This is a genomic window from Streptomyces sp. CB09001 (genome assembly GCF_003369795.1).
GTDB lineage: Bacteria > Actinomycetota > Actinomycetes > Streptomycetales > Streptomycetaceae > Streptomyces.
In genome coordinates this window covers 4,815,014-4,827,308 of record NZ_CP026730.1, presented here as the reverse complement: position 1 = coordinate 4,827,308, position 12,295 = coordinate 4,815,014, and the positions used below count along the sequence as shown (strand labels likewise).

The 12,295-nt window shown below is 69.5% G+C and carries 11 protein-coding genes; 1 reads left to right on the top strand and 10 read right to left on the bottom strand.

Features of this window, described 5'->3' with window-relative positions:
• Positions 1-24: 24 nt before the first annotated feature.
• Positions 25-435, bottom strand: a complete 411-nt coding sequence (locus C4J65_RS22640) for a DUF3592 domain-containing protein (RefSeq protein ID WP_115744042.1) — start codon at positions 433-435, stop codon at positions 25-27.
• Between the two features lie 79 nt (positions 436-514).
• Complete coding sequence (locus C4J65_RS22635) at positions 515-709, bottom strand: hypothetical protein (RefSeq protein ID WP_115744041.1); 195 nt, start codon at positions 707-709, stop codon at positions 515-517.
• Positions 710-894: 185 nt separating this feature from the next.
• Between C4J65_RS22635 and C4J65_RS22630 the strand changes: the two genes are divergently transcribed.
• Positions 895-3,018, top strand: a complete 2,124-nt coding sequence (locus C4J65_RS22630) for a prolyl oligopeptidase family serine peptidase (protein ID WP_115744040.1) — start codon at positions 895-897, stop codon at positions 3,016-3,018.
• A 132-nt stretch (positions 3,019-3,150) separates the two neighbouring features.
• Here the strand turns inward: C4J65_RS22630 and C4J65_RS22625 are convergent, their stop codons facing one another.
• From C4J65_RS22625 to C4J65_RS22590, 8 genes are all read right to left on the bottom strand, one after another.
• Positions 3,151-4,215, bottom strand: coding sequence for a dipeptide ABC transporter ATP-binding protein (locus C4J65_RS22625; protein ID WP_115744039.1), 1,065 nt, complete (start codon positions 4,213-4,215; stop codon positions 3,151-3,153).
• Positions 4,208-5,191: an ABC transporter ATP-binding protein gene (locus C4J65_RS22620; protein ID WP_115744038.1), complete on the bottom strand. Its 984-nt coding sequence runs from the start codon at positions 5,189-5,191 to the stop codon at positions 4,208-4,210. Before C4J65_RS22620 ends, C4J65_RS22625 begins: the two co-directional genes overlap by 8 nt.
• 8 nt (positions 5,192-5,199) lie before the next feature.
• On the bottom strand, positions 5,200-6,180 hold the full coding sequence (locus C4J65_RS22615) for an ABC transporter permease (protein WP_162833294.1): 981 nt from the start codon (positions 6,178-6,180) through the stop codon (positions 5,200-5,202).
• Positions 6,173-7,096, bottom strand: a complete 924-nt coding sequence (locus C4J65_RS22610; protein WP_115744037.1) for an ABC transporter permease — start codon at positions 7,094-7,096, stop codon at positions 6,173-6,175. The genes C4J65_RS22615 and C4J65_RS22610 overlap by 8 nt, the downstream gene beginning before the upstream one ends.
• A 9-nt stretch (positions 7,097-7,105) precedes the next feature.
• The gene (locus tag C4J65_RS22605) at positions 7,106-8,743 is read right to left on the bottom strand and encodes an ABC transporter substrate-binding protein (protein ID WP_115744036.1); all 1,638 of its coding nucleotides are present in this window, start codon (positions 8,741-8,743) and stop codon (positions 7,106-7,108) included.
• A gap of 222 nt (positions 8,744-8,965) precedes the next feature.
• Entirely contained in the window at positions 8,966-10,111 is a 1,146-nt protein-coding gene (locus C4J65_RS22600) for a dipeptide ABC transporter ATP-binding protein (RefSeq protein WP_115744035.1), read from the bottom strand.
• Between the two features lie 27 nt (positions 10,112-10,138).
• Positions 10,139-11,200 (bottom strand): ABC transporter ATP-binding protein, encoded by a 1,062-nt coding sequence (locus tag C4J65_RS22595; RefSeq protein ID WP_115744034.1) that lies wholly within the window; start codon positions 11,198-11,200, stop codon positions 10,139-10,141.
• A 10-nt stretch (positions 11,201-11,210) separates the two neighbouring features.
• Positions 11,211-12,188 carry an ABC transporter permease gene (locus C4J65_RS22590; RefSeq protein WP_115744033.1) on the bottom strand — a complete coding sequence of 326 codons (978 nt, stop codon included), beginning with the start codon at positions 12,186-12,188 and terminating at the stop codon, positions 11,211-11,213.
• Between the last annotated feature and the right edge of the window lie 107 nt (positions 12,189-12,295).

Genomic DNA, 12,295 nt, shown 5'->3' with positions numbered 1-12,295 from the left:
GGACGCGGGCTGATCCGGCAGACGTCAGGCCGTCACGGCGATCACCGCGCCGATGCCCAGGAAGACCAGGGCCACGGCCAGCACGAAGTACACCGGGCCGGTCATGTGACGGCGCATGAACACGCGGGCCGCCTGCGGGTCTTGGGGCAGATAGATCACGGTGACCTCGCGGCCGGTCGCGAGCCCCATTCCGGATCCGCGCATGCTCGGCGTGAACTCCACGCGGTAGCCGCGCTGGTCGGCGAAGGCGATGATCGGCGCCCACGAGGGACTGCCCTGAGCACCGCGCACCCGTACGTTGTCGACCACCATGCCGGAGGCGAGAATCCCGTGCCTGCGCAGTCGGCGTACCCGTGCGGCGTCGTGCAGCCCGGCCCACAGGAGCAGCACCCCGACCAGGCCGCACACCAGGATCCCCATCACGGTGTTCGTCATGCCTCGGCGCCTCCGTCTCCCCGGGCTGCTTCGCGCTTCGGGGGCGGAGACGCCGCCGAAGCGCCGGCCGGTTCCGCCGTCAGAAGTTGATGTCTCCGATCATCCCCGCGATGTTCGTCGTCAGCTCGCTGATCGTAGGAGCCATCGTCGACGAGGCCAGGTAGAAGCCGAGGAGCATGCAGACCACCGCATGCCCGGCTTTCAAGCCTGACTTCTTGACCAGCAGGAAGACGATGATCGCCAGCAGCACGACCGCCGAGATCGAGAGTGCCACGGCGGCTCACCTCCAATGGGCCCAGGGACATGGGGGTCGGTCGCAGTCGGAGCTCGGGACAGATAAATCCACGGGACGGGCACCTGGTTGGTACCCACTATGCGCTAGTGATCATAACTATCCGTGCGCGCGCATCTCTCGGCGCACGGCCGCACAAGGGGGCGCATGGCCAATATGGTCAAGGCATGACGACCGAGCCCGATTCCTTCCCCAAACGGCACGCCCGCACCCAGCGGTTCACGCTCGGCGCGCCGCGTTCGTTCACCGTGGCACCCGATGGTTCACGGGTCGCCTTCCTGCGCTCCGGCACCGGTACGGACCGGGCCAATTCGCTGTGGATCCTGGACGTCGAGAAGGGCGGGGAGCGCATCGCAGCCGACCCCCGCGCCCTTCTGGGCGGCGCCGAGGAGCGTCTGTCGCCCGAGGAACGGGCCCGGCGCGAGCGCAGCCGCGAGGGCGGCGCCGGGATCGTCGGCTACGCGACCGACTCGACGGTCGAGCTGGCCTCCTTCGCCCTTTCGGGGCGGCTCTTCGCGGCCGAGCTGCGGGCCGGCACCGCGCGCGAACTCCCCACCCCCGGACCGGTGATCGACCCTCGCCCCTCCCCCGACGGCCTGCACATCGCCTACGTCGCCCACGGCGCCCTGCGGGTGGTGGGCGCCGAGGGGGACGGGGACCGGGCGCTGGCCGAGGCGGACGGCGAAGGCGTCACGTACGGGCTCGCCGAGTTCGTGGCGGCCGAGGAGATGTCGCGCAGCCGGGGCTTCTGGTGGAGCCCGGAGTCGGACCGGCTGCTGGTGGCCCGCGTGGACGACACGCCGGTCCAGCGCTGGTGGATCTCCGACCCGGCCCGTCCCGAGCGTGATCCACAACACGTGCCGTACCCGGCGGCGGGCACCCCCAACGCGGACGTACGGCTGTTCGTGGTCGGTCTCGACGGGGGGCGCACGGAGGTCCGCTGGGACCGGGCGCGGTATCCGTATCTGGCGCGAGTGCACTGGTCAGCCTCGGGTGCGCCGCTGCTTCTCGTACAGGCGCGCGACCAGCGCAGCCAGCTGTTCCTGGCGGTGGACACCGAGTCGGGGACGACCCGGATGGTGCACGCCGACGAAGATCCAATTTGGCTGGAACTCTTCCCCGGGATGCCCAGCTGGAGCCCTTCGGGCCAGCTCGTGCGGATCGCCGACGAGGGCGGTGCGCGGGTGCTCGCGGTGGGTGAACGACTGCTCACCGGCGCCCAGTTGCACCTGCGGGCGGTGCTGGACGTCGGGCCCGACGACGTGCTGGTCTCCGCCTCGGCGGGCGAGGAGGCGGCCGGGGCGGAGATCGGCGAGGTGCACGTCTACCGGGTGAACGAACTGGGCGTCGAACGCCTGTCGCAGGAGCCCGGTGTGCACTCGGCGGTTCGCGCGGGGGGCGTGACGGTGCTCGTCTCCGCGACCCTCGACCGGCCGGGAGCCCGCGTCCGGGTACTGCGGGACGGGAAGCCCGCGGCGACCATCGCCTCGTACGCGGAAGACCCCGGTTTGTCCCCGCGCGTGACCCTCACCCAAGGGGGCGCACGACGTGTCCCGTGCGCCGTGCTTATGCCAACGGACTACCACGGTGACACCCCCCTCCCCGTCCTCCTGGACCCCTACGGTGGTCCGCACGGTCAGCGCGTCGTGGCCGCGCACAACGCCCACCTCACCTCGCAGTGGTTCGCGGACCAGGGGTTCGCGGTGGTCGTCGCCGACGGGCGGGGCACTCCGGGGCGCTCCCCCGCCTGGGAGAAGGCCGTCAAGGACGACGTGGCCGCCGTGGTGCTCCAGGACCAGGTGGACGCGCTGCACGCCCTCGCGGCCGACTTCCCGCTGGACCTGGACCGCGTCGCCGTCCGGGGGTGGTCCTTCGGCGGCTATCTCGCCGCCCTCGCGGCGCTGCGCCGGCCGGACGTCTTCCACGCCGCGGTCGTCGGTGCCCCGGTCACCGACCTCAGGCTCTACGACACCCACTACCAGGAGCGGTACCTCGGCGACCCCGGTGCGCAGCCGGACGTCTACCGCCGCAACTCGGTGATCGACGACGCCGGTCTGGTCGACGCCGCCGAGCCGCACCGGCCCATGATGGTCATCCACGGTCTCGCGGACGACAACGTGGTGGTCGCCCACTCGCTGCGGCTGTCCTCGGCCCTGCTGGCGGCCGGCCGGCCGCACGAGGTGCTGCCCCTGTCCGGCGTCACGCACATGACCCCGCAGGAGTCGGTCGCCGAGAACCTGCTGCGGCTCCAGGTGGACTTCCTCAAGCGGTCGCTGCCCGCCCCGGCGTGACGCCCGCCGCGTCACCCGTACGCCAACGTCTTTGACACGCGGGTAACTTCGGCGAAGCGGCCCCGACACACGGGCCCGCGACGCTGATCGGCGTACGGCCGTGCGGGTGCCGTAAGCGGGCCGGGGACCATGTCACCCCGGCCCGCTGCCCTCGCCCTCGCCCTCGGGCGGCACCACCTGCTTCTCCTCCGCGAAGTGGCACGCCGAGTCGTGGGCCGCGGGGCCGGAGACCGAGCGGAACTCGGCGGGGACGGCGAGGGCCGGTACCTCCAGCGCGCAGCGCTCCCGCGCCTTCCAGCAGCGGGTGCGGAAGCGGCACCCCGAGGGGATGTTGGTCGGGGACGGGACGTCGCCGGACAGGATGATCCGCTCCCGGTGTTCCCGGGCCTCCGGGTCGGGCACCGGTACGGCGGACAGCAGCGCCTGGGTGTAGGGGTGCGTGGGATGGTCGTAGATCTCCTCGTCCCGGCCGGTCTCGACGATGCGGCCCAGGTACATCACGCCGACCCGGTCCGAGATGTGCCGGACGATCGACAGGTCGTGGGCGATGAAGATGTACGAGAGGTCGAACTCGTCCTGGAGCCGGGCCATCAGGTTGATCACCTGGGCCTGGACCGACACGTCGAGGGCCGAGACCGGTTCGTCGGCGACGATGATCTCCGGGCGCAGCGCCAGGCCCCGCGCGATGCCGATGCGCTGGCGCTGGCCGCCGGAGAACTGGTGGGGGTAGCGGTTGATGTACTCCGGGTTCAGGCCGACCACGTCCAGCAGGTCCTGGACCCGTCGCCGCCGGTCGCCCTTCGGGGCCACCTCGGGGTGGATGTCGTAGGCCTCGCCGATGATGTCGCCGACGGTCATGCGGGGGTTGAGGGAGGTGTAGGGGTCCTGGAAGACCATCTGGATGTTCCGGCGTACGGCCTTCAGGGCCCGGCCCGACAGGCGGGTGATGTCCTCGCCCTTGTAGCGGATCTCCCCCGCCGTCGGCCGCTCCAGGTTGACCAGCATCTTGGCGACCGTGGACTTGCCGCAGCCGGACTCGCCGACGATGCCGAGCGTCTCTCCGCGGGCCAGCTCGAAGTCCACGCCGTCGACGGCCTTGACCGCGCCGACCTGCTTCCTGAAGAGGATGCCGGAGGTCAGCGGGTAGTGCTTGACCAGGCCGCGGACTTCGAGGATCGGCTCCGTGGTCTCAGCCATGCAGGCACTCCCTCCAGAAGTGGCAGGCGCTGCCCCGCTCGGCGTCGGACTCCGTGACGTCGTACAGGGGCGGTACGTCGGTGCGGCAGACGTCCTGGGCCATCGGGCAGCGGGGGTGGAAGGCGCAGCCGGACGGGATGCGGGTGAGGTTGGGCGGCAGGCCCTTGATGGCGTAGAGCTCCTGGCCCTTCTGGTCCAGGCGCGGGATCGACTCCAGCAGGCCCCGGGTGTACGGGTGGGCCGGGGCCTTGTAGATGTCGTGGACCGGGGCCGTCTCCACGATCCGGCCCGCGTACATGACGGCGATCTTGTCGGCGACGTCGGCGACCACGCCGAGGTCGTGGGTGATGAGGATCAGGCCCATGTGCAGTTCGCGCTGGAGTTCCGCGAGCAGGTCCATGACCTGGGCCTGGACGGTGACGTCGAGGGCGGTGGTCGGCTCGTCGGCGATGATCAGCTTGGGCTCCAGGGCCATCGCCATCGCGATCATGATGCGCTGGCGCATGCCGCCGGAGAACTGGTGCGGGTACTGCCGCACCCGCTCCTTGGCGGCCGGGATGCGGACCCGGTCCATCAGCTCGACGGCCTTGGCGTGGGCGTCCTTGCGGGACATGCCGCGGTGCACGGTGAACATCTCGGCGAGCTGGGCGCCGACGGTCAGGACGGGGTTCAACGACGACAGCGCGTCCTGGAAGATCATCGCCATCTCGGCGCCGCGGATCTTGCGGCGTTCGTCCTCCTTCAGTTTCAGCAGGTCCCGGCCCTCGAAGAGGACCTCCCCCGCGGTGACCCGGCCCGGCGGGATGTCGAGGATGCCCATGATCGTCTGGGCGGTGACGGACTTTCCGGAGCCGGACTCGCCGAGCACCGCGAGGGTCTCGCCCGCGTCCACGCCGTAGCTGACGCCGTTGACGGCCTTGGCGACCCCGTCGCGGGTGCGGAACTCCACGTGCAGGTCGCGCACTTCGAGCAGCATGCGCCGGCTCACCTCAGCTTCGGGTCGAGGGCGTCGCGCACCGCGTCGCCGAGCATGATGAACGCGAGGACGGTGATGGCGAGGGCTCCGGAGGGCCAGAGCAGCGCGTGCGGGGCGTTGCGCACGTACGGGGCGGCGGAGGAGATGTCGATGCCCCAGGAGACGCTGGGCGGCTTGAGACCGACGCCGAGGAAGGACAGGGTCGCCTCCAGGGAGATGTAGGTGCCGAGCGCGATGGTCGCCACGACGATGACGGGCGCGATCGCGTTGGGCGCGATGTGGCGGAGCAGGAGGCGGGAGTTGGACGCGCCCAGCGCCCGCGCCGCCTGCACGTAGTCGTTCTGCTTGGCGGTGATGACGGAGCCGCGGGCGATGCGGGAGATCTGCGGCCAGCCGAGCAGCACGATGAAGCCGATGACCGGCCAGATGGTGTTGCTGGTGATGACGGAGAGCAGGACGAGGCCGCCCAGGACGACCGGGATCGCGAAGAAGATGTCGGTGATCCGGGACAGGACCGCGTCCCCGCCGCCGCCGAAGAACCCGGCGAGACCGCCGAGGACGCTGCCGAGGAGGGCGACACCGAGGGTGGCGAGGATGCCGACCGCCACCGAGGTGCGGGCGCCGTAGACGGTGCGGGTGTAGACGTCGCAGCCCTGGCCGTTGAAACCGAAGGGGTGGCCTGGCTGGGAGCCCTCCTGGGCCTTGGCCAGGTCGCACTTGAGGGGGCTGCCGGAGGCGATCAGCGACGGCCAGATGGAGATGACGATCAGGAAGAGGATCACCAGCGCCGAGATGATGAAGACGGGGTTGCGGCGCAGGTCGTGCCAGGCGTCGGACCACAGGCTGCGCGGCTTTTCCCGCGGGTCGGCCCCGTCCGGGCCCGGCGGCTGCTCCAGCGTGACCGCCTCGCTCGCGCCGAGGTCCATCGTGCCGCCCATGCCGGTGCCGGCGATGGCGCGTTCGGGCTCGTAGGGCTCCTGTTCAGGCATAGCGGATCCTCGGGTCGAGTACGGCGTACAGGAGGTCGACGACGAGGTTGGCGACGAGGAAGACGAGGACCAGGACGGTGACGAAGCCGACCACGGTCTGGGTGTTCTGGCGCAGGATGCCCTGGTACAGCTGGTAGCCGACGCCGTGGATGTTGAAGATCCGCTCGGTGACGATGGCGCCGCCCATCAGCGCGCCGATGTCGGTGCCGATGAAGGTGACGACGGGGATGAGGGAGTTGCGCAGCAGGTGCCGGGTGATGACCCGGTGGCGCGGCAGACCCTTGGCGATGGCGGTGCGGACGTAGTCGGAGCGCCGGTTCTCCGCGATGGAGGTGCGGGTCAGCCGGGTGACGTAGGCCAGCGAGACCGAGGCGAGGACCAGCCCGGGGACGATCAGCTCGCCGAAGGCCGCCTCGGAGGAGACCGCCGGGTCGATCCAGCCCCACTTCACGCCGAGCAGCAGCTGGAGCAGCAGGCCGGTGACGAAGGTGGGCACGGAGATGACGACGAGGGTCAGCAGCAGCACCCCGGTGTCGACGGGGCGGCCGCGGCGCAGCCCGGTGACGACGCCGAGGATGATCCCCACGATGATCTCGAAGAGGATCGCCACGATGGTGAGCCGGATGGTGACCGGGAACGCCGTCCCCATCAGTTCGGTGACCGGCTGGCCGTTGAAGGCGGTGCCGAAGTCGCCGGTGAAGACGTTGCCCATGTAGGTGACGTACTGCCGCCACACGGGCTGGTCGAGGCCGAACTCGTGCCGCAGCTGCGCGGCCGTCGCGGGGTCGCACTCCCGGTCCCCGCACAGGCCCGCGATGGGGTCGCCCATCACGTTGACCATCAGGAAGATCAGCAGCGTGGCCCCGATGAAGACCGGGATCATCTGGAGCAGCCGCCGGACGACATAGCGTCCCATGGCGCCCCCTCAGCCGACCTTGATCTCGTTGTACACCGGGACGCTGAACGGGTTGAGCTTCACGTTGGAGAGCCGGTCGGAGTATCCGGCGCTGCCGTTCTGGTACCAGAGCGGGATGGCCCCCATGTCGTCCCTGAGGACCTCCTCGGCCTGCTGGAAGAGGCCGACGGCCTTGGCGGTGTCGGTCTCGGCGTTGGCCTGGTCGACGAGGTCGTCGAACTTCTTGCTCGACCACTTGCCGTCGTTGGAGGAGGCGTTGGTGTAGTAGAGCGGCTGGAGGAAGTTCTGGATGAGCGGGTAGTCCATCTGCCAGCCGGCGCGGAAGGGGCCGCTCATCTTCTGGTCGGTGATCTGGTTGCGGAAGTCGGCGAAGGTGCCGACCGGGTTGCCGGCGCAGGCGCGGTCGTTGTCCAGGGCGTTGTTGATGGAGTTGCAGACCGCGTCGACCCACTGCTTGTGGGAGCCGGTGTCGGCGTTGTACGTGATCTTGACTTGGCCGCCGGGCAGCCCGCCGCCCTCCTTGACCAGCTTCTTCGCCTCGTCGGCGTTGTACTCGCAGGCGTCGCCGCACAGGCCCGGCTTGTAGCCGCCGTCCTTGCCGAGGACCGGTGAGGTCCAGTCGGTGGCCGGGGTGCGGGTGTTCTGGAAGATGGTGTCGGTGATCTGCTTGCGGTCGATCGCCATGGACAGGCCCTTGCGGACCTTCTCCGAGCCGGGCTTGTTCCAGTCGTTGTCGTAGAACGGGAAGGCGAGGGTCTGGATGATGCCGGCGGGGGTGTTGATGTACCGGTCGCCGAGGTCGTTCTTGACGTTCTTGAGCTGGGAGGCCGGCACGTCGTCGACGAGGTCGAGGTTGCCCGCGATCAGGTCGGTGTAGGCGGTGTTGTTGTCGGTGTAGACCTTGAGGTCCACGCCGCCGTTCTGCGCCTTGTCCGGGCCCGGGTAGTCGTCCCACTTGCGCAGGGACATCTGGGAGCCGCGGGTGTAGTTGTCGACCTGGTAGGGGCCGTTGCCGACGGGCTTCTTCAGCCAGGCGTCGTGGTCGTCGAAGAACGCCTTGGGCAGCGGCGCGAAGGCCGGGTAGCCGAGGGTGTCGGGGAACGTGGAGAACTTCTGGCTGAGCCTGACGGTGAAGGTCAGGGGGCCGGTCACCTTCAGCCCGGACAGGGTGTCCGCGCTCTGCTTGCCGCCGTCCTCGGGGTGCGCCTTGTCGTAGCCGTCGATGTAGGCGAAGAAGTAGGCGTTGCGCTGGTTGTTCTTCAGGCTCGCGCCGTAGTTCCAGGCGTCCACGAAGGACTGGGCGGTGACCTTCTCGCCGTTGCTGAAGGTCCAGCCGTCCTTGACGGTGACGGTGAAGTTCTGCGAGTCGGAGGTCTCGATCTTCTCGGCGAGCATGTTCTGCGCCTCGCCCGTCTCGGGGTCGTACTTCTTCAGCCCCCGGAAGATCATGTCGAGGACCTTGCCGCCCTGCACCTCGTTGGTGTTGGCCGGCTCCAGCGGGTTCTGCGGGTCGCCCCAGGAGGAGCTGAGCACACCGCCACTGCCGCCGCCGCTGCCCCCGTCCCCGCCCCCGCCGCCGCAGGCCGCCGCTGCGAGGACTACCGCCGCCGCGCAAGCGGCCCATTTGGCGTGCGTGGCTCCGCGCATGGAGTGCCTCCTCGTGCCCTGACTCGTCCGCTGGTCCGTGCCGGTCCAGCTTCGAGGGGCGTACTCGGGGGCGCACACCCGTCCGGTCCGTACGGGTTGCCGGTGTCCTCCGGACGGGTGCAGGAGGTCCCGCGGCACGCGGAAGGGCGGCGGCATGGGGAAGGGCGGCGGCGGGAGTCCTGCTCCCGCCGCCGCCCTTTCCCGGCTGCCTTCGTGTGCCGGTCAGCCCTTGGAGACCGCCGCGCCGCCGTCGGCGTCGGCCTCCATCGCCTTCAGGCCCGGGTCCATGACGATGTCCTCGGCCCTGGCCTCCGTCGAGCCCTCCTCCGGGAAGTGGCAGGCCGTCAGGTGGCCCTCCCGGTTCCCGGAGAGCCGCACCAGCGGCGGCTCCTCGGTGGCGCACTTGTCCTGCGCCTTCCAGCACCGGGTGCGGAACCGGCAGCCGGAGGGCGGCGAGATCGGCGAGGGCACGTCGCCCTCCAGCCGGATCCGCTCGCGCTTGTCGGCGTCGAGGTCCGCCTCGGGCACCGCCGACAGCAGGGCGTGCGTGTACGGGTGGCGCGGGCGGTTGTAGAGCGAGTCGCGGTCCGCGATCTCCACGATCTTGCCCAGGTACATCACCGCGACGCGCTGCGAGAAGTGCCGCACGATCGCCAGGTCGTGGGCGATGAAGACGAACGCGATGCCCATCTCCCGCTGCACTTCCTGCAGCAGGTTCACCACCTGGGCCTGGATCGACACGTCGAGGGCCGAGACCGGCTCGTCGGCGACGATGAGCTTCGGCTGCAGCGCGACGGCGCGCGCCACACCGATGCGCTGCCGCTGGCCGCCGGAGAACTCGTGCGGGAAGCGGTTGTAGTGCTCCGGGTTGAGACCGACGATCTCCAGGAGCTCGCGGACGCGCTTCTCCCGGCCGCCGGGCGGGTTGATCCCGTTGATCTCCATCGGGCCCGAGATGATCGTGCCGACGGTCTGCCGCGGGTTCAGCGACGCGTACGGGTCCTGGAAGATCATCTGGATCTCGGACCGGATCGGCGCCAGCTGCCGCCGGTTGGCCCGGGTGATGTCCTGGCCCCGGTACTCGATCGTGCCCTGCGTCGGCTCGTACAGCCGGGTCAGCAGCCGGCCGGTGGTCGACTTGCCGCAGCCGGACTCGCCGACGAGGCCGAGGCTCTCGCCCGGGTGGACCTCGAAGTCGACACCGTCGACGGCCTTGACGTGGCCGACGGTGCGCTTGATCGGGAAGCCGCCCTTGATCGGGAAGTACTTCGAGAGGCCGCTGACCTTGAGAAGCGGCGCGGTGTCGCCGTCCCGCTGCTGCGGGAAGTCGTCGGCCACCGCTGTGGTCGTCTTGCTGTTGTCGCTCATGGTGATGCCCCAGTCGCCGGTTTCCGCTCAGCCCAGCCGGGGCTGAATCTTCTCGATGAACACCTGCTGCCGCTGGTCGCCCGTCAGGTGACAGGCGGCGGCGCGGCCGTTCGGGAGCGTCGGACGCTCCCCCGAGCAGCGCTCGCCGGAGACCAGGTCGGTGAAGCCGCACCGCGGGTGGAACGCGCACCCGGAGGGCGGGTTCATCAGCGAGGGCGGCGACCCCGGGATCGGCATCAGCGGCTCGTCGACGTCGGAGGTCAGGTTCGGCATCGAGCCCAGCAGACCCCAGGTGTACGGGTGCTGCGGGGACTTGAGCACCTCGCGCACCGTGCCGCGCTCGACGGCCCGGCCCGCGTACATGACCATGATGTCGTCGGCCATGTTGCCGACCACGCCCAGGTCGTGGGTGATCATGATGATCGCGGAGCCGAACTCCTGCTGGAGGTCCTTGAGCAGGTCGAGGATCTGCGCCTGGACGGTCACGTCGAGCGCCGTGGTGGGCTCGTCCGCGATGAGCAGGTCCGGGTTGCAGGACAGGGCCATGGCGATCATGGCGCGCTGGCGCATACCGCCGGAGAACTGGTGCGGGTAGTCGTCGACCCGCTTCTGCGGGTGCGGGATGCCGACTTTCTGCAGCAGGTCGATGGCGCGCACCCGGGCGTCCTTCTTGGACGCGCCGTTGTGCTTCATGAACGGCTCCGCGATCTGCCGGCCGACCGTGTAGTACGGCGACAGCGCGGTCAGCGCGTCCTGGAAGATCATCGCCATCTTCTTGCCGCGCAGCTTCTCCAGCTGCTTCTCACTGGCGTCGGTCAGTTCCTGGCCGTCCAGGGTGATCGAGCCGTCGACCGCGGTCTTGCGGCGGTCGTGCAGGCCGAGGACGGCCAGGTTGGTCACCGACTTGCCGGAGCCGGACTCGCCGACGATGCCGAGGGTCTTGCCCCGCTCCAGGTCGAAGGAGAGACCGTCCACCGCCTTGACGACGCCGCCCTCGGTGGAGAAGTGGACCTTGAGGTCGCGCACCGAGAGAAACGCGTCCCCCGCGGCGGCGGCCGGGGCCGCTTCGGGCTTGGTCTGAGTGGTCACGGTGGTTCTCCTAGGACAGGCGCACGCGCGGGTCGATGACTGCGTACATGGCGTCCACGATCAGGTTGAAGAAGATGATGAGCGCGGCGCTGACCAGCATGACGCCCATCAGCATCGGCAGGTCCTTGTTGGTGACGGAGTCCAGCGCGAGCCGGCCGACACCGGCCAGGCCGAACGTCAGCTCGGTCACCATGCCGCCGCCCATGAGCGAGGAAAGGTCGATACCGAGGATGGTGACGATGGGGACGAGAGAGCCGCGCCAGGCGTAGCGGAAGAAGGTGTAGTTGCCCGACATGCCCTTGGCACGGGCCGCCTTCACATGCTCTTCCTGGAGTTGCTCGATCATCGACGAGCGGCCCATACGGGTGTACTGAGCGGTGAAAATGGTCGCCATGACCAGCCATGGGATCAGCAGACCCATGAACCAGCCGCCCAGGTCCTCGGAGAACGGCACGTACTTCGGCTTCTCGAGCCAGCCCGTGTTGTACACGAGCAGGAGCAGCACCAGCGGGCCGAGGAAGTAGATCTGCAGGGAGCTGATGACCAGCGAACCCGAGGTGAAGACCTTGTCGATCCAGGAGCCGCGGTACTTGGCGGCCAGCAGGCCGGCGCCGAGACCGACGACGAGGAAGACGACGAGGCTGCCGACGGTCAGCGAGACGGTCAGCGGGAAGCGGTCCAGGATCGTGTCCCAGACGTTCTGGTTGTTCGCGAAGGAGACGCCGAAGCAGGGGGCGTCGCAGTGGCCGACCGCGAAGTCGCGCCCCGTGAAGATGCCGGCCAGGAAGTGCCAGTACTGGACGGTGACCGGCTGGTCGAGGCCCAGGTTCTTGTGGATGATCTCCAGCGCGTCCGGAGTGCAGTTCTTGCCACAGGCCAGCAACGCCGGGTCCTGCGGGATCGCGAAGAACATGAAGAAGGTGAAGGCACTGATCAACACCAGGATCAGCACCGCGCCGAAGGACCGGCGAATGAGGAATTGAAGCATGGCAGACAGCTGCTCTCAGGACTGCGGCAGTCGGATGGGGAGGTGTGGACCGGATCCGGGCCCGGTGGGGGCGCTCCGCCGCGCGCCCACCACCGGATTCCCTACCG

What these genes read in the sequence shown, in the direction of transcription:
- C4J65_RS22590 (WP_115744033.1), bottom strand. Translation starts at nt 12,188, where the DNA reads ATGCTTCAATTCCTCATTCGCCGGTCCTTCGGCGCGGTGCTGATCCTG.
- C4J65_RS22605 (WP_115744036.1), bottom strand. Translation starts at nt 8,743, where the DNA reads ATGCGCGGAGCCACGCACGCCAAATGGGCCGCTTGCGCGGCGGCGGTA.
- C4J65_RS22600 (WP_115744035.1), bottom strand. Translation starts at nt 10,111, where the DNA reads ATGAGCGACAACAGCAAGACGACCACAGCGGTGGCCGACGACTTCCCG.
- C4J65_RS22630 (WP_115744040.1), top strand. Translation starts at nt 895, where the DNA reads ATGACGACCGAGCCCGATTCCTTCCCCAAACGGCACGCCCGCACCCAG.
- C4J65_RS22625 (WP_115744039.1), bottom strand. Translation starts at nt 4,215, where the DNA reads ATGGCTGAGACCACGGAGCCGATCCTCGAAGTCCGCGGCCTGGTCAAG.
- C4J65_RS22620 (WP_115744038.1), bottom strand. Translation starts at nt 5,191, where the DNA reads ATGCTGCTCGAAGTGCGCGACCTGCACGTGGAGTTCCGCACCCGCGAC.
- C4J65_RS22615 (WP_162833294.1), bottom strand. Translation starts at nt 6,180, where the DNA reads ATGCCTGAACAGGAGCCCTACGAGCCCGAACGCGCCATCGCCGGCACC.
- C4J65_RS22610 (WP_115744037.1), bottom strand. Translation starts at nt 7,096, where the DNA reads ATGGGACGCTATGTCGTCCGGCGGCTGCTCCAGATGATCCCGGTCTTC.
- C4J65_RS22640 (WP_115744042.1), bottom strand. Translation starts at nt 435, where the DNA reads ATGACGAACACCGTGATGGGGATCCTGGTGTGCGGCCTGGTCGGGGTG.